At 70.9% G+C, this 18,184-nt stretch carries 18 protein-coding genes and 1 pseudogene; 15 read left to right on the top strand and 4 right to left on the bottom strand.

The genetic code is table 11. The features are described from left to right. Positions 1-9 precede the first annotated feature (9 nt). From IEZ11_RS04645 to IEZ11_RS04635, 3 genes are read left to right on the top strand one after another with little or no spacing between them, the layout of a single operon-like run. Positions 10-1,929 carry an acetyl/propionyl/methylcrotonyl-CoA carboxylase subunit alpha gene (locus IEZ11_RS04645; protein WP_189261276.1) on the top strand — a complete coding sequence of 640 codons (1,920 nt, stop codon included), beginning with the start codon at positions 10-12 and terminating at the stop codon, positions 1,927-1,929. Beyond that, positions 1,926-2,873: a hydroxymethylglutaryl-CoA lyase gene (locus IEZ11_RS04640; RefSeq protein WP_189261275.1), complete on the top strand. Its 948-nt coding sequence runs from the start codon at positions 1,926-1,928 to the stop codon at positions 2,871-2,873. The genes IEZ11_RS04645 and IEZ11_RS04640 overlap by 4 nt, the downstream gene beginning before the upstream one ends. A gap of 5 nt (positions 2,874-2,878) precedes the next feature. Beyond that, complete coding sequence (locus tag IEZ11_RS04635) at positions 2,879-4,039, top strand: acyl-CoA dehydrogenase family protein (RefSeq protein ID WP_189261274.1); 1,161 nt, start codon at positions 2,879-2,881, stop codon at positions 4,037-4,039. A 121-nt stretch (positions 4,040-4,160) separates the two neighbouring features. Here IEZ11_RS04635 and IEZ11_RS04630 read toward each other — a convergent pair whose 3' ends face one another. Then, the gene (locus IEZ11_RS04630; RefSeq protein ID WP_189261273.1) at positions 4,161-4,418 is read right to left on the bottom strand and encodes an alpha/beta fold hydrolase; all 258 of its coding nucleotides are present in this window, start codon (positions 4,416-4,418) and stop codon (positions 4,161-4,163) included. A gap of 275 nt (positions 4,419-4,693) precedes the next feature. Between IEZ11_RS04630 and IEZ11_RS50570 the strand changes: the two are divergent. Then, positions 4,694-5,502: pseudogene (locus tag IEZ11_RS50570) on the top strand (IS200/IS605 family accessory protein TnpB-related protein); the annotation flags it as partial. Here the strand turns inward: IEZ11_RS50570 and IEZ11_RS04625 are convergent. Continuing rightward, positions 5,499-5,843 (bottom strand): MFS transporter, encoded by a 345-nt coding sequence (locus IEZ11_RS04625; RefSeq protein ID WP_229712805.1) that lies wholly within the window; start codon positions 5,841-5,843, stop codon positions 5,499-5,501. The pseudogene IEZ11_RS50570 and the gene IEZ11_RS04625 overlap by 4 nt on opposite strands. A 225-nt stretch (positions 5,844-6,068) precedes the next feature. On the opposite strand from IEZ11_RS04625, the gene IEZ11_RS04620 reads away from it, so the two are divergent. The 3 genes from IEZ11_RS04620 to IEZ11_RS04610 all read left to right on the top strand — a co-directional run bounded on the left by IEZ11_RS04620 (position 6,069) and on the right by IEZ11_RS04610 (position 7,571). Continuing rightward, positions 6,069-6,725 carry a TetR/AcrR family transcriptional regulator gene (locus IEZ11_RS04620; protein WP_189261271.1) on the top strand — a complete coding sequence of 219 codons (657 nt, stop codon included), beginning with the start codon at positions 6,069-6,071 and terminating at the stop codon, positions 6,723-6,725. A 235-nt stretch (positions 6,726-6,960) separates the two neighbouring features. Beyond that, positions 6,961-7,119 carry a hypothetical protein gene (locus tag IEZ11_RS04615; RefSeq protein WP_189261270.1) on the top strand — a complete coding sequence of 53 codons (159 nt, stop codon included), beginning with the start codon at positions 6,961-6,963 and terminating at the stop codon, positions 7,117-7,119. 32 nt (positions 7,120-7,151) lie between these two features. Beyond that, positions 7,152-7,571 (top strand): helix-turn-helix transcriptional regulator, encoded by a 420-nt coding sequence (locus IEZ11_RS04610; protein WP_189261269.1) that lies wholly within the window; start codon positions 7,152-7,154, stop codon positions 7,569-7,571. On the opposite strand, the gene IEZ11_RS04605 is transcribed toward IEZ11_RS04610, so the two are convergent. After that, entirely contained in the window at positions 7,513-7,923 is a 411-nt protein-coding gene (locus IEZ11_RS04605) for a hypothetical protein (protein ID WP_189261268.1), read from the bottom strand. The two genes, IEZ11_RS04610 and IEZ11_RS04605, sit on opposite strands and share 59 nt — an antisense overlap. 135 nt (positions 7,924-8,058) lie before the next feature. Between IEZ11_RS04605 and IEZ11_RS04600 the strand changes: the two genes are divergently transcribed. The 7 genes from IEZ11_RS04600 to IEZ11_RS04570 all read left to right on the top strand — a co-directional run bounded on the left by IEZ11_RS04600 (position 8,059) and on the right by IEZ11_RS04570 (position 16,131). After that, positions 8,059-9,105 carry an ABC transporter substrate-binding protein gene (locus IEZ11_RS04600; protein WP_189261267.1) on the top strand — a complete coding sequence of 349 codons (1,047 nt, stop codon included), beginning with the start codon at positions 8,059-8,061 and terminating at the stop codon, positions 9,103-9,105. A gap of 50 nt (positions 9,106-9,155) precedes the next feature. Continuing rightward, positions 9,156-9,992: a siderophore-interacting protein gene (locus tag IEZ11_RS04595; protein WP_189261266.1), complete on the top strand. Its 837-nt coding sequence runs from the start codon at positions 9,156-9,158 to the stop codon at positions 9,990-9,992. 132 nt (positions 9,993-10,124) lie between these two features. After that, positions 10,125-11,567: a lysine decarboxylase DesA gene (gene desA / locus IEZ11_RS04590; protein ID WP_189261265.1), complete on the top strand. Its 1,443-nt coding sequence runs from the start codon at positions 10,125-10,127 to the stop codon at positions 11,565-11,567. Continuing rightward, positions 11,551-12,834, top strand: coding sequence for a lysine N(6)-hydroxylase/L-ornithine N(5)-oxygenase family protein (locus IEZ11_RS04585; RefSeq protein ID WP_189261264.1), 1,284 nt, complete (start codon positions 11,551-11,553; stop codon positions 12,832-12,834). The genes desA and IEZ11_RS04585 overlap by 17 nt, the downstream gene beginning before the upstream one ends. Further along, positions 12,831-13,379 (top strand): GNAT family N-acetyltransferase, encoded by a 549-nt coding sequence (locus tag IEZ11_RS04580; protein ID WP_189261263.1) that lies wholly within the window; start codon positions 12,831-12,833, stop codon positions 13,377-13,379. Before IEZ11_RS04585 ends, IEZ11_RS04580 begins: the two co-directional genes overlap by 4 nt. After that, positions 13,376-15,145, top strand: a complete 1,770-nt coding sequence (locus IEZ11_RS04575; protein WP_189261262.1) for an IucA/IucC family protein — start codon at positions 13,376-13,378, stop codon at positions 15,143-15,145. Before IEZ11_RS04580 ends, IEZ11_RS04575 begins: the two co-directional genes overlap by 4 nt. Positions 15,146-15,234: 89 nt before the next feature. After that, entirely contained in the window at positions 15,235-16,131 is an 897-nt protein-coding gene (locus IEZ11_RS04570; RefSeq protein ID WP_189261261.1) for a DUF4429 domain-containing protein, read from the top strand. Positions 16,132-16,187: 56 nt separating this feature from the next. On the opposite strand, the gene IEZ11_RS04565 is transcribed toward IEZ11_RS04570, so the two are convergent. Beyond that, positions 16,188-17,753, bottom strand: coding sequence for a purple acid phosphatase family protein (locus tag IEZ11_RS04565; RefSeq protein WP_189261260.1), 1,566 nt, complete (start codon positions 17,751-17,753; stop codon positions 16,188-16,190). Between the two features lie 165 nt (positions 17,754-17,918). Here IEZ11_RS04565 and IEZ11_RS04560 point away from each other — a divergent pair, with 165 nt between their 5' ends. Further along, positions 17,919-18,176, top strand: coding sequence for a hypothetical protein (locus IEZ11_RS04560; protein WP_189261259.1), 258 nt, complete (start codon positions 17,919-17,921; stop codon positions 18,174-18,176). Positions 18,177-18,184: the final 8 nt, after the last annotated feature.

Genomic DNA, 18,184 nt, shown 5'->3' with positions numbered 1-18,184 from the left:
AGGGGACTCGTGTTCGACACCGTACTCGTGGCCAACCGGGGCGAGATCGCCGTCCGGGTCATCCGGACGCTGCGCTCGCTGGGCGTCCGCTCGGTGGCCGTGTACTCCGACGCCGACGCGGACGCGCGGCACGTCCGGGAGGCCGACACCGCGGTCCGGATCGGTCCGGCGCCGGCGGGCGAGAGCTATCTGTCGGTGCAGCGGCTGCTGGCGGCGGCCGTGCGGACCGGCGCTCGGGCCGTCCACCCGGGCTACGGCTTCCTCGCCGAGAACGCGGGCTTCGCGCGGGCCTGCGCGGAGGCGGGGCTGGTCTTCATCGGACCGCCGGCCGACGCGATCGCCCTGATGGGCGACAAGATCCGCGCCAAGGAGACCGTCCAGCAGGCCGGGGTGCCGGTGGTGCCCGGCGGTCGTGACCCGGAACTGGCCGACGCGGCACGCGAACTGGGCGCCCCCGTACTCCTCAAGCCGTCCGCCGGTGGTGGCGGCAAGGGCATGCGGCTGGTGCGCGACCTGACGCTGCTGGACGAGGAGATCGCCGCCGCCCGCCGCGAGGCCCGCGCCTCCTTCGGCGACGACACGCTCCTCGTCGAGCGGTGGATCGACCGGCCCCGGCACATCGAGATCCAGGTCCTGGCCGACGGCCACGGCCACGTCGTCCATCTCGGCGAGCGGGAGTGCTCGCTCCAGCGCCGGCACCAGAAGGTGATCGAGGAGGCGCCCTCGGTCCTGCTGGACGAGGAGACGCGGGCGGCGATGGGCGCGGCCGCCGTGCAGGCGGCCCGCTCGTGCGGGTACGTCGGCGCGGGCACGGTGGAGTTCATCGTGCCGGGCGCCGACCCTTCGTCGTACCACTTCATGGAGATGAACACCCGCCTCCAGGTGGAGCATCCGGTCACCGAGCTGGTCACCGGCCTGGACCTGGTGGAGTGGCAGCTGCGGGTGGCGGCCGGGGAGCGGCTGCCCTTCTCCCAGGACGACATCACGCTCACCGGACACGCCGTCGAGGCGCGGATCTGCGCCGAGGACCCCGCGCGCGGCTTCCTGCCCACCGGCGGCACCGTGCTGCTGCTGGACGAGCCGTCCGGGGACGGCGTCCGCACCGACTCCGGGCTCGGCGAGGGCACCGAGGTCGGCAGCCGGTACGACCCGATGCTGTCCAAGGTGATCGCGTACGGCCCGGACCGGGCGACCGCGCTCCGGAAGCTGCGCGCGGCCCTCGCCGACACGGTCACCCTGGGCGTGCAGACCAACGCCGGGTTCCTGCGCCGGCTGCTGGCCCATCCGGCGGTGGTGGCCGGGGAGCTGGACACCGGGCTGGTGGAGCGGGTGGTGGACGACCTGGTCGCCACCGACGTACCGGACGAGGTGTACGAGGCGGCCGCGGCCGTACGGCTGGCCGCGCTGGAGCCGGTCGTGGACGGGGGCTGGACCGACCCGTTCTCGGTACCGAGCGGCTGGCGGCTCGGCGGCACCCCCAGGCCCGTCGCCTTCCACCTGCGGGTGCAGGACCCGGTGGAGTACGTGCCGCGCGGCACGCACACGGTCAGCGCCGACCGGGTGTCCGTCACCCTGGACGGCGTCCGCCACACCTTCCATCGCGCCGCCGACTGGATCGGCCGTGACGGCGACGCCTGGCACGTCCGCGACCACGACCCGGTCGCCGCCGCGCTGAGCCGTACCGTCCACGCCGGCGCCGACTCGCTCACCGCGCCCATGCCCGGCACGGTGACCGTCGTGAAGGTCGCCGTCGGCGACGAGGTCACCGCCGGACAGAGCCTGCTGGTGGTGGAGGCGATGAAGATGGAGCACGTCATCTCCGCCCCGCACGCCGGCACGGTCGCCGAACTCGACGTGCAGCCCGGCACCACGGTCGCCATGGACCAGGTGCTGGCCGTGATCGCCCCGCGCGAGGAGGAGACGGCATGACCACCCCGGAGACCGGCCTGCCCATGGTCGTACCGGCCACCGACCTGCCCGCCCGGGTCCGGATCCACGAGGTCGGCGCGCGGGACGGCCTGCAGAACGAGAAGACGGCCGTACCGACGTCGGTGAAGGCCGAGTTCGTGCACCGGCTGGCCGACGCGGGCCTGACGACGATCGAGGCGACCAGCTTCGTACACCCGAAGTGGGTGCCCCAACTGGCCGACGCGGAGGACCTGTTCCCGCGACTCGCGGATCTCCGCGGGGTCGAGCTCCCGGTGCTCGTCCCCAACCGGCGCGGCCTGGACCGCGCTCTCGCCCTCGGGGCCCGCCGGATCGCCGTCTTCGCCAGCGCCACCGAGTCCTTCGCCAAGGCCAACCTCAACCGCACGGTCGACGAGTCGCTGGCGGTGTTCGACCCGGTGGTCCGGCAGGCGAAGGACGCGGGCGCGCACGTCCGCGGCTATGTCTCGATGTGCTTCGGCGACCCCTGGGAGGGCGCGGTACCGCTCCACCAGGTGGCCCGGGTCTGCGGGGCGCTGCGCGACATGGGCTGCGACGAGCTGAGCCTCGGCGACACGATCGGCGTGGCCACCCCGGGCCATGTACTCGAACTGCTCTCCCTGCTCAACGAGGAGGGCGTGCCGACGAACGTCATCGGCGTGCACTTCCACGACACCTACGGCCAGGCGCTCGCCAACACCTACGCGGCCCTGGAACACGGCGTGACGACGGTCGACGCGTCCGCCGGCGGGCTCGGCGGCTGTCCGTACGCCAGGTCCGCCACCGGCAACCTCGCCACCGAGGACCTGGTCTGGATGCTCCAGGGCCTCGGCATCGAGACCGGAGTCGACCTCGGCCGCCTCACCGCCACCAGCGTGTGGATGGCCGGACAACTGGGCCGACCCAGCCCGTCCCGTACCGTCCGCGCCCTCTCCCACCAGGAGTGACGACCATGGACCACCGCCTCTCCCCCGAACTGGAAGAACTCCGCCGTACGGTGGAGGAGTTCGCGCACGACGTCGTGGCGCCGAAGATCGGCGACTTCTACGAGCGGCACGAGTTCCCGTACGAGATCGTCCGCGAGATGGGCCGCATGGGCCTGTTCGGACTGCCGTTCCCCGAGGAGTACGGCGGCATGGGCGGCGACTACATGGCCCTCGGCATCGCCCTGGAGGAACTGGCCCGCGTCGACTCGTCGGTGGCGATCACCCTGGAGGCCGGGGTCTCGCTGGGCGCGATGCCGATCCACCTCTTCGGCACGGAGGACCAGAAGCGGGAGTGGCTGCCCCGCCTCTGCGCCGGCGAGATCCTGGGCGCCTTCGGCCTCACCGAACCCGACGGCGGCAGCGACGCGGGCGCCACCCGCACCACGGCCCGCCTGGACCCGGCCACCGGCGAATGGGTGATCAACGGCAGCAAGTGCTTCATCACCAACTCGGGGACGGACATCACGGCTCTGGTCACCGTCACCGCGGTCACCGGCCGCAAGCCCGACGGCAAGCCGCTGATCTCGTCCATCATCGTCCCCTCCGGCACCCCCGGCTTCACGGTCGCCGCCCCCTACTCCAAGGTCGGCTGGAACGCCTCCGACACCCGCGAGCTGTCCTTCGCCGACGTCCGGGTGCCCGCCGCCAACCTGCTCGGCGCGCAGGGCCGCGGCTACGCCCAGTTCCTCCGCATCCTGGACGAGGGCCGCATCGCCATCGCGGCCCTGGCCACCGGCCTGGCCCAGGGCTGCGTGGACGAGTCGGTGCGGTACGCGAAGGAACGGCATGCCTTCGGCCGCCCGATCGGCGCCAACCAGGCCATCCAGTTCAAGATCGCCGACATGGAGATGAAGGCCCACACGGCCCGCCTGGCCTGGCGCGACGCGGCCTCCCGTCTGGTGGCCGGGGAACCCTTCAAGAAGGAGGCGGCCGTCGCCAAGCTGTACTCCTCCACCGTCGCCGTGGACAACGCCCGCGACGCCACCCAGGTGCACGGCGGCTACGGCTTCATGAACGAGTACCCGGTGGCCCGGATGTGGCGCGACTCCAAGATCCTGGAGATCGGCGAGGGCACCAGCGAGGTCCAGCGGATGCTGATCGCGCGGGAGCTGGGGCTGGTGAGCTGAGGCCGCCCCGGCAGGCCCGCCGCGGACGAGCCCACCGACCGGCCCCGGCACCGGCGGTGTCGTGCGGCCGGCCACGCGCCGGCCTGTCGGGCTGTCGGGCTGTCGGCTGTCGGCTGTCGGGTCATTCGGTGAAGCGCAGGACTTCGCCGCCGAAGTCCTGCGGGTGCTGGAAGAGGAACGCGTGACCGGCGTCCCCGTAGATGACGGTCTTGGAGTCGGGGACGGCCCGCGCCATCGCGTACGTCTGGTGGACGTGCTCCATCACGTCGTGGGCGCCGTTGGCGAACAGGACCGGCACCGCGAGGTCGCCGAGTCGGCTCCAGGCCGAGTCGATGCCGCTGTTCCACCGGACGACGGCGTTCATCTGGGCCTCGCGCACAGGCGCGGGCGCGTCCTGTCCGGAGCGGGCCAGGCGCCGGTCGATCCGGCGCAGGGAGGCCAGCCCCGCGCTCCTGCCGAGTTCGGTCTCGGGGTTGTGAACAGCTGGTGATCGGCGTCGTTTGAACGCGTTCTGGCGCGGATGAGTGAGTGTGCCGGGCGCTGGCGGGCGTGCTCCGGGCGGGGAACGGGAGTTCTTGCGTCGAATGGGTGACCTTCACGGGTGGTGGTCGTTGGGTGGGGTGACGGATTTCGGTGACACCGGGTCGGGGGTGCGGGCGGTGGGCGGGCTGCGGGAGGTGGCGGCCCGTCCGGACGATCCCGCTGGAGGCCGCCCGCGCGAACGGCATGGTCGGTGTGGACACCAACGCCGACCACCTCGCCGCCTGGCGCCTGGACGAACACGGCAACCCGGTCGGCGCACCGCTCCGCTTCGGCTACGACCTCACCGGCACCGCCGACCACCGTGATGCCCAGGTCAGGCACGCGCTGATCCGACTGCTGCACTGGGCCCGGCGTCACCGTCTTGCCATCGCCGTCGAGGACCTCGACTTCACCGCCGAGACCACCCGGGAGAAACACGGCCGCAGGAAGCGGTTCCGCAAGCTGATCTCCGGCCTGCCCGTGGCCAGACTGCGGGCCCGGCTGGTGTCGATGGCGGCCGAACTCGGTATCCCGCTCATCGCCGTCGACCCCGCCTACACCTCCCGGTGGGGCGCCCAGCACTGGCACAAACCCCTGACCGGCAAGACTCGTAAGACCACTCGCCACGACGCGGCAGCGGTGGCGATCGGAAGGCGCGTCCTGGGACACCCGATCCGACGACGGACGGCACCGCCCCCTGCTCACCGGAGCGATGAGCAGGGGCATCGGACCGTCCAGGCCGGAGCAGGCTCCCCGGGGCGTGAGGCTGTGCCCGACAGCGGCCTCCGGCCGCGGGCCGCCCCCGCATCCCCGGACCACGGACACGATCCGTGCCGCCCGGACGCGGAGCGAACGCGGTCGACCAGAACGCCCAACACCGTCCGGGGCGTCCGGCTGAGCACGAATCCTGGCAACAGGACTCACTCCCGCTCAGTCTCTAGGAACGGTAGAGCAGGCCGAGCGAGGTCGGCACGATCATCGCCGCGCCGACGGCCTGGAGGGCTCGGGCGCCGACCAGCACGCCGAGACTCGGCGCGGCGGCCGCGACGGCGGAGGTGAGGGTGAACAGAGCCACCCCGGGCAGCAGCGTCTCCCTGCGCCCCCAGTGGTCCGCGAGCCGGCCCGCGGGCACCAGCACGGCGGCGAAGACGATCGCGTAGGCCGACAGCACCCACGACACGCTCGCGACACCCGCGCCCGGGAACGACCGGCCGATTCCGTCGAGGGCGACGTTGACGACGAAGAAGTCGAGCTGTGCCATGAAGGCGACGGCGCCCAGCACCGGCCATGATGCTCCAACGGCGCGGGTGACCCGCCTCGGTGACGGCCGGGGCCGAGGCCGGAGCGGGGCCGGTGTGCGGTGACGCCACCACCGGCGGTGCAGCATGTGTGGACATCCCGTCCGCCTCCCTAAAAAATGGGCCCGCGAGCCCTTTTTTGACCTGCCCCCAGGGAACACCCCAAAGAATGGGTTGTCAAGCCCCTTTTTTGCGGTACCATGGCCGGCATGACCACCACCAGCGGCGCGCCGGGCCGGAAGCTGACCGCGAAGGGCCTGGCCACCCGCGAGCGCATCGTCCGGGCGGCCGCCGAGCTGATCTACGAGAACGGCGCGCAGAACACCAACAACGAGCAGATCCGGGAGGCCGCCGGGGTCAGCGGCTCGCAGCTGACCCGCCACTTCCCCACCAAGGAGTCCCTGGTGCGCGCGGTGCTCGGCTGGCAGGCCGACGGCATCGTCGCCCGCCACCAGGCGCCCGAGCTGGGCGAGTTGGACAGCCTCGCGGCCCTGTACCGGTGGGCCGACTCCTACATCGCCTCGCAGGACATGCTGCGCGGCGGGTGCACGTTCGGCTCGCTGGCCGCCGAGGTCGTCAAGGCCGAGCCCGCGTACCGGGACGCGGTGGCCGACGGCTTCGAGCGGTGGCGGGAGCTGTTCAGGCGCGGCCTGGGCAAGATGCGCGAGCGCGGCGAACTACGGCCGGAGGCCGACCCGGCCGCGCTCGCCCACCTGCTCACCGCCGCGTTCCAGGGCGGGGCGCTGCTGGACCAGGCGGCCGGCGACTCCGCACCGCTGCGCGACGCGCTGTACGGAGCGCTGGCCTACATCGAGTCGTTCGCCGTACGGCCCGGACCGGACGGCGCCCCGGCCGGCGGCCGGTAGCTCCTGGCAGGTCCGGGCCGGTCCGCGACGGCGCCGTCGCGGGGTGGTGCTCATCCACGACGGCCGCCCGCCCCCGGGACCCCGAGCGACCGGACCCGCCGTCGGGAGCGTGGGGGCGGCCCGGCCCGGCCGGATACCGCGGTCGGCCGCAACAGCCGGTGACAAGGCGGGAGTTCGGTGCCGCGCCCGGTCAGCACACATACGTTTCCGACGTGCGGGTCGAGGGGTCTACGCCATGCCTTTCATTCTGAACACCGATGAGGTCGAAGAGCGTGATCGTGCCGAGTTCGTCCACGAGGCGCTCGGCGCGACGATGGTGCCGATCGAACTGCACTGGCCCGGCCATCGCCGGTCGGTGGCCGCGCACGGCGTCGTCACGGACTGGGCGACCTGACCGTCTGCTCGGGTCGAACCACCGCCCTGCGGGTGGAGCGCACCGCCGACCTGATCGGTCACCCGAGCATCGAACTCATCCGCGCCGTGGTCGCGACCCATCTGCGGGCCGACGAGTCAGCGGCCGAGCCCCTGGCCGCCACCCTGCCGATGCGCATCCTCGAATACGCCCGCCGGCACCTGAACGACCCCGCCCTGTCCGCCGAGCGGATCGCGGCCGCGCACCACATCTCGGTGCGCCATCTCTGCACGGTGCTCGCCGGCAGCGGCATCGGCCTCGCAAACTGGATCCGCACCCGCCGCCTCGAAGCGTGCAGGCAGGCCCTCGCCGCCGACGCCACCGTGGCCATCGGCGCCGTCGCACGACGCCACGGTTTCTCCGACCCCTCCAGCTTCAGCCGCGCGTTCCGGGCCGAGTACGGCATGTCTCCCACCGAATGGCGAAGGCGCTGACCGAACCTCCGGCGGTCCCGCGACCCGTCGTACGCGGCACCGCCGAGCCGGAGCCGAGGCGTCGGACCAGGTTCAGCTCGTCGAGGAAGGCGGCGGCGACAGAAACGTCATCGGTCACCTCGGTCACCTCGCGCCAGGGGGTACGGGTGGTCGACCAGGCGAGGAAGTCGAACGTGGACGACGTCACCTGAGCCGCCGGTTCCGGTGCGGTGGCGGGGTCCTCGACCAGGATCGTGCCCCCGACGCGGTGGAGGACGACACGGGTCGACGCCGGGCCCGTCAGAACGAGTGCTCCGCGCGGCATGCCGACCACGGAGGCAGCGACGATCAACGTGGATCTGCTGGAGTTCATCCGCTCCTGACTGCCCGGCGAGTCGGTCTCGGACGGCACGTGCGGGGACCCGACCTGGACAAGAGATGAGGTTAGGCTAACCTAATCTCCATCCCGTCCGGCGGTGTTCCCGCACGTCCGAAAGCAGCCACACCTATGTCCAACGTCAGAGCAGCCCACCTCACCCGCCGCGGCATCCTCGCCGCCGGTGGCGCCCTCGGTCTCGGTGCCGCGCTCGCGGCCTGCGGTGCCGAAGACGCGAAAAGCGGCTCCTCCGGCAAGGAGACGACAGCCGCCAAGTCCGGCCCCTGGACCTTCAAGGACGACCGCGGGACCACGGTGAAGCTGGACAAGGCCCCGGCGGACATCGTCGCGTTCGTCGGGGTCGCCGCCGCGCTGTACGACTACGGCGTCGACGTCAAGGGCGTCTTCGGCCCGACGAAGACGAAGGACGGCAAGGCCGACGTCCAGGCCGGCGACATGGACGTCAGCAAGCTGACCGTGCTCGGCAACGAGTGGGGCCAGTTCAACGTCGAGAAGTACGCGGCCCTGGCGCCGGACGTGCTCATCACCACGATGTTCGACGCCGCCGGCACCCTCTGGTACGTCCCGGACGAGTCCAAGGACAAGATCGCCAAGCTGGCCCCGAGCGTGGGCATCTCGGCCTACGACCGTCAGCTGACCGTCCCGCTGCAGCGCGTCTGGGCGCTCGCCGAGTCGCTCGGCGCGGACATGACGGCGAGCAGGGTGACCGACGCGAAGAAGCGGTTCGAGACGGCGTCGTCCCGGCTGCGGGCCGCCGCCAAGGCGCACCCGGACATCAAGGTGATGGCCGGTTCCGCCGCCCAGGACCTGTTCTACGTCTCCGGTTCCGACCTCTCCGTGGACCTGGAGTACTTCAAGGCCCTCGGCGTGAACTTCGTGGAGCCGTCGGCGTCCGTACTGAAGGCGAGCGGCGGCTGGTACGAGTCGCTGAGCTGGGAGAACGTCGACAAGTACCAGGCCGACATCATCATGATGGACGACCGTACGGCGACCATCCAGCCGGCCGACATCACCCAGGCCACCTGGAAGAAGCTCCCCGCGGTCAAGGCCGGCCAGGTCATCGCCCGCTCCCCCGAGCCGATCTTCTCCTACGACAAGTGCGTCGCGATGGTGGAGAACCTCGCCAAGGCGCTGGAGACGGCGAAGAAGGTCAGCTGACCCGCGACAAGCAGCACGTCCACACGACTTCCTGAGTCTCAGGAGCACATATGACGACGGCCGTGGCCGCCCCGTTCCGTTTCTTCTCCCTCCAGGTCGTACGGACGAGGCGGCTCGGTCCGTCTCTGGTCCGGGTCACCTTCGCCGGCGCCGACCTGGCGCACTTCCACTCGCACGGACGCGACCAGTCCCTGTCCCTGTTCATCCCGGCCGAGGGGCGCACCGAGCCCGTCGTGCCGATCGAACTGGGCGAGGGCTGGTGGCAGGGCTGGCGTGAACTCCCCGACGACGTACGGGCCGTGATGCGCTCGTACACGCTGCGGGCGCTGCGCCGGGACCCCGACGAGATCGACATCGACTTCGTGCTGCACGGCGTCGGGCCGGACGCCGCCGCCCCGGCCGGGCCCGCCTCGCGGTGGGCCTCCCGGGCCGCCGCCGGTGACCGGGTGATCCTGCTCGGACCGGCGGCCGCCGACAACCGGGCGATCCGTTTCCGGCCGCCCGAGGACACCGACCTGGTGCTGATCTGGGGCGACGAGACCGCCGTACCCGCGGCGACCGCCGTCCTCGAATCCCTGCCCGCCGCCACCCGCGTCCGCGCCTGGCTGGAGGTGCCGTGCGCCGGCGACGTCCAGGACGTGGCCACCGGGGCGGACACGGAGATCACCTGGCTGGTGGCCGGCCGCGACGCCACGGAGGAGATCCGGGCCGCACGGCTTCCCGCCCACGCGAGCCCGTACGCCTGGATCGCCGGCGAGTCCGGACGCGTGAAGGAGCTGCGCCGGCACCTCGTCGGCGAGCGCGGTTTCGACCGGCGCCAGGTCACCTTCGTCGGGTACTGGCGGCAGGGCCTGACGGAGGAACAGCTCCGGGCGGCCGGCGGGTAGTCAGGGCCTCCGGCGCGACGTGACCGCTGTCACGGGAGGGCCAGCGCTCCGCCCGCGCTACTTAGGTTAGGCTAACCTAAGTGGAGCCGATCGCTCCCCTCCCCCGCACGGATCGTCCCGGAGGACCCCCTCATGCGCTCGCACCTGCTCAATGACCTCACCGCGGAGCACTACCGCCGCTCCGTGACCGAAGGAGTAGAGCGGGTGGCGGCCAAACTCGCCACCACCGACCGTCCGTTCACGGGTGTCACCGTCGACGCCCTCTCCCCCCGCATCGACGGCATCGACCTCGACCGGCCGCTGTACGACACCACCGCGGTCCTGGACGAGCTGGAGGACGTCTACCTCCGGGACGCCGTCTACTTCCACCACCCCCGCTACCTCGCCCACCTCAACTGCCCGGTGGTCATCCCGGCGGTGCTCGGCGAGGCGGTGCTCTCCGCCGTCAACTCCTCCCTGGACACCTGGGACCAGTCGGCGGGCGGCACCCTCATCGAGCGGAAACTGATCGACTGGACGACCGCCCGCATCGGCTTCGGCGAGGCCGCCGACGGCGTGTTCACCTCCGGCGGCACCCAGTCCAACCTCCAGGCGCTGCTGCTGGCTCGGGAGGAGGCCAAGGCCGACGAACTCGCGGACCTGCGGATCCTCGCCTCCGACATCAGCCACTTCAGCGTGCAGAAGTCGGCGAAACTGCTCGGCCTCGGCCCGGACGCGGTGATCTCCGTGCCCGTCGGCGCCGACAAGCGGATGCAGACCGTGGCCCTCGCCCGCGAACTGGAGCGCTGCAAGCGCGACGGACTCGTCCCGATGGCCGTCGTCGCCACCGCCGGCACCACCGACTTCGGCTCCATCGACCCGCTGCCGGAGATCGCCGGACTGTGCGAGCAGTACGGCGTCTGGATGCACGTCGACGCGGCCTACGGCTGCGGGCTGCTCGCCTCCCTGAGGCACCGGGACCGGATCGCCGGCATCGAGCGCGCCGACTCGGTCACCGTCGACTACCACAAGTCCTTCTTCCAGCCGGTGAGTTCGTCCGCCGTGCTGGTCCGGGACGCGGCCACCCTGCGGCACGCCACCTACCACGCGGAGTATCTGAACCCGCGCCGGATGGTGCAGGAGCGCATCCCCAACCAGGTCGACAAGTCCCTCCAGACCACCCGCCGCTTCGACGCCCTCAAGCTGTGGATGACCCTGCGCACCATGGGCGCCGACGGCATCGGCGAACTCTTCGACGAGGTCTGCGAGTTGGCGGCGGACGGCTGGCGGCTGCTGGCCGCCGACCCGCGCTACGACGTGGTCGTCGAACCGTCCCTGTCCACCCTCGTCTTCCGCTACGTCCCCGCCGCCGTCACCGACCCGGCCGAGATCGACCGCGCCAACCTGTACGCCCGCAAGGCCCTGTTCGCCTCCGGCGACGCCGTGGTCGCGGGCACCAAGGTCGGCGGCCGCCACTACCTCAAGTTCACCCTGCTCAACCCCGAGACCACGACGGCCGACATCACCGCCGTCCTCGATCTGATCGCCGGCCACGCCGAGCAGTACCTGGGAGAGTCCCTTGACCGCGCGTCCTGACAACCCGACCGCCATCCATGACTTCGTGGGGATCGGGCTGGGGCCCTTCAACCTCGGACTCGCCTGCCTGACCGAGCCGATCACCGGACTCGACGGCGTCTTCCTCGACTCGAAGCCCGCCTTCGAGTGGCACGCCGGCATGTTCCTGGACGGCGCCCACCTGCAGACCCCGTTCATGTCGGACCTGGTCACCCTGGCGGACCCCACCTCGCCGTACTCCTTCCTCAACTACCTGAAGGAGAAGGGCCGGCTGTACTCGTTCTACATCCGCGAGAACTTCTATCCGCTGCGGGTGGAGTACAACGACTACTGCCGCTGGGCCGCCGACAGACTGACCAACGTCCGCTTCGACACCACCGTGACGGAGGTCCGGTACGAGGACGAGGACGGGGTGTACGCCGTCGCCACGGCCGCCGGTGAGACCTACCGCGCCCGCCGGCTGGTCCTCGGCACCGGCACCCCGCCGCACATCCCGGCGGCCTGCGCGGGACTGGGCGGCGACTTCGTCCACAACTCGCAGTACCTCAGGCACCGTGAGGCGCTCCAGGCCAAGGAGTCGATCACCCTGGTCGGCAGCGGCCAGTCCGCCGCCGAGATCTACTACGACCTGCTCAGCGAGATCGACGTCCACGGCTACCGGCTGAACTGGGTGACCCGCTCCCCCCGCTTCTTCCCGCTGGAATACACCAAGCTCACGCTGGAGATGACCAGCCCCGAGTACATCGACTACTACCACGCCCTCCCCGAGGACACCCGCTACCGGCTCACCGCCGAGCAGAAGGGCCTCTTCAAGGGCATCGACGGCGACCTGATCAACGAGATCTTCGACCTGCTCTACCGGAAGAACCTCGGCGGCCCGGTCCCGACCAGGCTGCTGACCAACTCCGCCCTGAACGCGGCCACTTACGACAACGGCAGCTACACGCTCAAGCTCCGCCAGGAGGAGCAGGGCAAGGAGTACGAGATCGAGACCCAGGGCCTGGTCCTGGCCACCGGCTACAGGTACGCGGAGCCGGAGTTCCTCAGGCCGGTCCGCGACCGGCTGCGCTACGACACGCACGGCAGCTTCGACGTGGCCCGCAACTACGCGATCGACGTCACCGGCCGGGGCGTGTTCCTCCAGAACGCCGGTGTCCACACCCACAGCATCACCAGCCCCGACCTGGGCATGGGCCCCTACCGGAACGCGTACATCATCCGCGAGCTGCTCGGCTCGGAGTACTACCCGGTGGAGAAGACGATCGCCTTCCAGGAGTTCGCCGTATGAGCACCACCGCCACCCTGACCTTCGCCTTCCGGCCCCTGGACCCCCTCAGGGACGCCGAGCTCCTGCACTCCTGGGTCACCCACCCCAAGGCGGCCTACTGGATGATGCAGGACGCCCGGCTGGAGGACGTCGAGCGGGCGTACATGGAGATCGCGGCCGACGAGCACCATCACGCGCTGCTGGGGATCGGGGAGGACGGTGCGCCCGCCTTCCTGATGGAGCACTACGACCCGGTCCACCGGGAACTGGTCGGGCTGTACGAGCCCGAGCCGGGGGACGTCGGGATGCACTTCCTGACCCCCGCCACCGACATCCCCGTGCACGGCTTCACGAAGGCCGTCATCACCGCCGTGGTCGGCCGCCTCTTCGAGGACCCGGCGACCCGCCGGATCGTCGTCGAACCGGACGTCGCCAACAAGGCCGTGCACGCACTGAACGAGGCCGTCGGGTTCGTGCCCGTACGGGAGATCCAGAAGCCGGAGAAGAAGGCGTTGCTGAGCTACTGCACCCGGGAGCGGTTCGAGCGGGCGGTGGCCGCCGTATGACCCTCGCCGACGCCGTGGCCCACCTCTCCCCCGAGCGCTGGGAGAAGGCCAACCGGCTGCTCATCCGCAAGGCGCTCGCCGAGTTCGCCCACGAGCGCCTGATCACCCCGGAGGCGGACGGGCCGTCGTACGTCGTCCGCAGCGACGACGGACTGACCCGCTACCGGTTCACCGCCGTCCGGCGCGCCCTGGACCACTGGCAGGTGGACGCCGACTCCATCCGCCGTACCCGCGACGGCGCCGAACTCCCGCTCGCCGCCCTGGACTTCTTCATCGAGCTGAAGGACTCCCTGGGGCTCGGCGACGAGATCCTGCCGGTCTACCTGGAGGAGATCTCCTCCACCCTCTCCGGCACCTGCTACAAGCTCACCAAGGACCGGATCCCGGTCGCCGAGCTGGCGCGCGCCGGCTTCCAGGCCATCGAGACCGGGATGACCGAGGGCCACCCCTGCTTCGTCGCGAACAACGGGCGGCTCGGCTTCGGCGTCCACGAGTACCTGTCGTACGCCCCGGAGACCGCGAACCCGGTCCGGCTGGTGTGGCTGGCGGCGCACCGGTCGCGGGCCGCGTTCACGGCGGGGGTCGGGATCGAGTACGAGTCCTTCGTCCGGGAGGAGCTGGGCGCGGCCACCGTCGACCGCTTCGACGGCGTCCTGCGCGAGCGGGGCCTGGACCCCGCCGACTACCTCCTCATCCCGGTGCACCCCTGGCAGTGGTGGAACAAGCTCACCGTCACCTTCGCCGCCGAGATCGCCCGCGGCCATCTGGTCTGCCTGGGCGAGGGTGACGACGAGTACCTGGCCCAGCAGTCCATCCGGACCTTCTTCAACAACTCCAGCCCCGGCAGGCACTACGTCAAAACGGCGCTCTCGGTCCTCAACATGGGCTTCATGCGCGGGCTTTCCGCCGCGTACATGGAGGCCACCCCGGCCATCAACGACTGGCTGGCCCAGCTCATCGACAACGACCCGGTGCTCAGGTCCACCGGCCTGTCGATCATCCGGGAGCGGGCGGCCGTCGGCTACCGGCACCTGGAGTACGAGAAGGCGACCGACCGCTACTCGCCGTACCGGAAGATGCTGGCCGCGCTGTGGCGGGAGAGCCCGGTGCCGTCCCTGCGGGAGGGCGAGTCGCTCGCGACCATGGCGGCCCTGCTGCACGTGGACCACGAGGGCGCCTCCTTCGCGGCCGCGCTGATCGAGCAGAGCGGGCTGCCGGCGCGGGAGTGGCTGCGCGCCTACCTCCGCGCCTACTTCACTCCCCTCCTGCACAGCTTCTACGCCTACGACCTGGTGTTCATGCCGCACGGCGAGAACGTCATCCTGGTCCTGGCGGACGGTGTGGTGCGGCGGGCGGTCTACAAGGACATCGCCGAGGAGATCGCGGTCATGGACCCGGACGCGGTGCTGCCGCCGGCGGTCGAGCGGCTGCGCGTCGAGGTCCCCGAGGACAAGAAGCTTCTCTCCGTCTTCACGGACGTCTTCGACTGCTTCTTCCGCTTCCTCGCCGCGAACCTCGCGACCGAGGGGGTCCTGGCGGAGGACGACTTCTGGCGGACGGTCGCCGAGGTCACCCGTGAGTACCAGGAGTCGGCGCCGGAACTCGCCGACAAGTTCGCGCGGTACGACATGTTCGCGCCCGAGTTCGCGCTGTCCTGCCTCAACCGGCTCCAGCTGCGCGACAACCGGCAGATGGTGGACCTGGCGGACCCGTCGGGCGCCCTCCAGCTGGTCGGAACCCTGAAGAATCCCGTCGCGGGGTTCTGATCCAGGCCGCGGGCTCCCCCGAGTACGGTCCTCGGGGGAGCCCGTGGCGGCCACGGCCGGCTCCGCGTTCCCGGTGGAACAATCCCCATGTGGCGGAAATCATCCAGAAAGACGGCACTTGGTCCTTCGGCACAGATGCCCTGCGGCTGACTCCCGGGCGGGACAGGAACGTGAGTGTGCTGCGCCGGGCGCTGGGTGAACTGGAGCTTCCGCTGGCGGCGTTGGCGGGCATCTCGTTCGAGCAGGGCCGTCGGCAGGGGCGGCTGAGGCTGCGGCTGCGGGACGGCGCCGATCCGCTGCTGCACGCCACCGGGGGCCGCCTGACCGAACCCCACGACCCCTATCGGCTGACCGTCGAGTCGGACCGGTACGGGGTCGCCGAGTACTTCACGGACGAGGTGCGCGACGCGCTGCTCCTCGCCCGGGTGCCGGGCACGCCGGTGCGCGAGTACCTGCTGCCGGGGCCGCCGCTGCCGCTGTCGGTGTCCGCCGGGGACGGCACGGCGTCGTTCGACGGGGAGCGGGTGCGTCTGGAGTGGAACTGGAAGACGGAGGACGTCAAGGCCGCCGCGGGTCCGCGCACGCTCGCTCTGGCGGACATCCTCGGCGTGGAGTGGCAGCCGTCCGCGGGCCTGGAGAACGGCCATCTGCGGTTCCGGGTGGCCGGCGCGCCGGTCCGGGAGCGGGCCAAGTACGACCCGCACGCGGTGGAGTTGTGGGGGTTCAAGCGGGATCCGCTGATGGCGCTGGTCGCGGCGGCGGTGCAGGCGCGGCTGCCGCATCCGTCGGCGGCCGACGCACCGGAGGCTCCCGGGAGGCCTGGGGTGAACCGGGTGCCGGAGGTGAACCGGGTGCCGGAGACGGCCGAGGCCGATCACGACGCGCTGCTGCGGCGGCTGCGGGAGCTCGGCGAGCTGTACCGCGAAGGGGTGCTCACGGACGAGGAGTTCTCGATGGCCAAACAGGCGGTCCTCAGACGCATGTGAGGACCGCCTGCGGGTGCCCTGCGCCCCGGATCTGCCTTACCCGGGGCCGTGGGGCCCTACTTGGCCTTGCGCGCCACCGTGAAGTGGTCGATGCGGTCGCCGGTCTCGGCGATGCCCGACACCTTCAGCTTGGCGTACTGGCCGCGCGGCGCGGGCTCGACGTCCACGCGCAGGAACGAGTAGTTGAGGTAGCGCACCCGGGACCAGGCGACGGTCTCGTTGACCTTGCCGTCCTTGGTGTTGATGAAGGAGGCGACGGAGTCGACCTCGTTCAGGTGGCCCTCGTAGGAGTCCGGGGCGGTGAACGCGTAGAGGCTGCGGCCGGCCGCGCCCGCGGTGACGTAGACGACGCCCTCGGTCTCGGAGTAGGCCGTCTCGCCGATCGGGAGCTTCTTGACGACGGTGTTGCCCTTGATGACGTCGGTGCGCTCGTACTGGTGGTTGTGGCCGTTGATGACCAGGTCCACCGTGTACTTCTCGAACAGCGGCACCCACTCCTGTCGCACGCCCCCCTCCGAGGCGTGCGCCGTGGAGGTGCAGTAGGCGCAGTGGTGGAAGAACACGACGATGAAGTCGATGTCCTTCGAGGCGCGGAACTTCTTCAGCTGCGCCTCGAACCACGTGGTCTGGGTGCCGCCCGAGATGCCCAGGTTCGCCGGGATCTCGAAGGAGACGTCGTTCGGGTCCAGCGAGATGATCGCCGTGTTGCCGTGGACGAAGGAGTAGACGCCCGGGAGGTTCTTCTTGTCCGGCCCGTTGTCGGGCAGGGAGAAGCGGGCCTCCTCGCCGCCGTAGCCGTTGGGCGAGTACCAGGCCTCCATGTCGTGGTTGCCGTACGACACCATCCACGGCACGGACTTGGCGACCGACTCGGTCTGGGCCAGGAACTGGTCCCACACGCGGGAGTCGAAGCCGGTGTCGGCGGTCTTGCCCTGGCCGGCCGGGTCGGCGTAGGCGATGTCGCCGGCGTGCAGGTGGAAGCTGGGGTTCTGGCCGAGGATCAGGCTGTCGTTGGCCAGGCCGTGGTAGCTGACGCCCTGGTCGCCGAAGGCCGTGAAGGTGAACGGCTCCTTGTTGCGGGGGGCGGTGGTGAAGGTGCCGATGGTGCTGGCGAACCGCGGCGAGGCCGGGTCGAAGCCGTCGTGGCCGACGCCGTAGAAGTAGGTGCGGCCCGGCTTGAGGTTGGCCAGCCTGGCGTGCACGTAGTACTGGGTGTGGTCGCCGCTGGCGCCGATGCCGGCCGGGGTGTAGAGGGTGCGGATCTCGGCGTCGATCTTGACCGAGAGATGCGAGGCGTGGGTGCCGATGCGGACGAAGGGCTTCTTCACCGCGACCGGGACCTGCCAGGAGACCGTCATCTCCGTGCCGGCGTCGTTGCCGAAGGCCAGGTGGCGGCCGAACGGGGCGACGAAGGCGCCGTCGACGTACTGGGTGGCGGGAGCGGAGGACTGGGTGGGGACGGCGGCCTGGGCGGTGCCGCCCAGGACGAAGGAGCCGCCCGTGACGGCGCCGAGGGTCACGGCACCGCCTCTGATCATCGAGCGCCGGGAGAATCTGGCGCGGAGGTACTCGTGCTGCTCGGCCATGCTCATGCGCTCGGCGAGCTCATCGGGTACGCCCATACGAGGAATGTCCATGGCGTCTGAAAATCGTCTCCACAAGCGACGTGGCGCAAGACACAGGATGGACAGGCTGCGAACAGCACCCCATAAGAGATTCAACAGTCCGTTGCCCGGAATCGGGCAGGATTCTTGCGAAAGCGGCGCCGGTACCCCAGGATCTACCGGGTGCACGACGAACTCGTTGATCATCTGACGCGCTCCACGCCCCTGAGCCGGGGCGAGGCGCTGCGGGTGATCCAGGACGTGCTCGCCTACTTCGACGAGACGACCGGGGACTACGTCCGGCGCCGCCATCGCGAGCTCCAGACGGAAGGCCTGGTGAACGCGGAGATCTTCGAACGGATCGCGGCGGACCTGAAGTACAGGGCGGTCGCCCCGCCGGAGCTCACCCTCCGGCAACTGCGCCGCCTGGTCTACGGATGACTACGACC

This window comes from Streptomyces fuscichromogenes (assembly GCF_014645815.1).
In the GTDB taxonomy this organism is placed as follows: domain Bacteria; phylum Actinomycetota; class Actinomycetes; order Streptomycetales; family Streptomycetaceae; genus Streptomyces; species Streptomyces fuscichromogenes.
The sequence above is the reverse complement of the archived record's forward strand: the minus strand, read 5'-3'. Positions and strand labels throughout refer to the sequence as shown.

What these genes read in the sequence shown, in the direction of transcription:
- desA (WP_189261265.1), top strand. Translation starts at nt 10,125, where the DNA reads ATGCGCTCGCACCTGCTCAATGACCTCACCGCGGAGCACTACCGCCGC.
- IEZ11_RS04620 (WP_189261271.1), top strand. Translation starts at nt 6,069, where the DNA reads ATGACCACCACCAGCGGCGCGCCGGGCCGGAAGCTGACCGCGAAGGGC.
- IEZ11_RS04595 (WP_189261266.1), top strand. Translation starts at nt 9,156, where the DNA reads ATGACGACGGCCGTGGCCGCCCCGTTCCGTTTCTTCTCCCTCCAGGTC.
- IEZ11_RS04640 (WP_189261275.1), top strand. Translation starts at nt 1,926, where the DNA reads ATGACCACCCCGGAGACCGGCCTGCCCATGGTCGTACCGGCCACCGAC.
- IEZ11_RS04605 (WP_189261268.1), bottom strand. Translation starts at nt 7,923, where the DNA reads ATGAACTCCAGCAGATCCACGTTGATCGTCGCTGCCTCCGTGGTCGGC.
- IEZ11_RS04565 (WP_189261260.1), bottom strand. Translation starts at nt 17,753, where the DNA reads ATGGGCGTACCCGATGAGCTCGCCGAGCGCATGAGCATGGCCGAGCAG.
- IEZ11_RS04600 (WP_189261267.1), top strand. Translation starts at nt 8,059, where the DNA reads ATGTCCAACGTCAGAGCAGCCCACCTCACCCGCCGCGGCATCCTCGCC.
- IEZ11_RS04580 (WP_189261263.1), top strand. Translation starts at nt 12,831, where the DNA reads ATGAGCACCACCGCCACCCTGACCTTCGCCTTCCGGCCCCTGGACCCC.
- IEZ11_RS04635 (WP_189261274.1), top strand. Translation starts at nt 2,879, where the DNA reads ATGGACCACCGCCTCTCCCCCGAACTGGAAGAACTCCGCCGTACGGTG.
- IEZ11_RS04575 (WP_189261262.1), top strand. Translation starts at nt 13,376, where the DNA reads ATGACCCTCGCCGACGCCGTGGCCCACCTCTCCCCCGAGCGCTGGGAG.
- IEZ11_RS04615 (WP_189261270.1), top strand. Translation starts at nt 6,961, where the DNA reads ATGCCTTTCATTCTGAACACCGATGAGGTCGAAGAGCGTGATCGTGCC.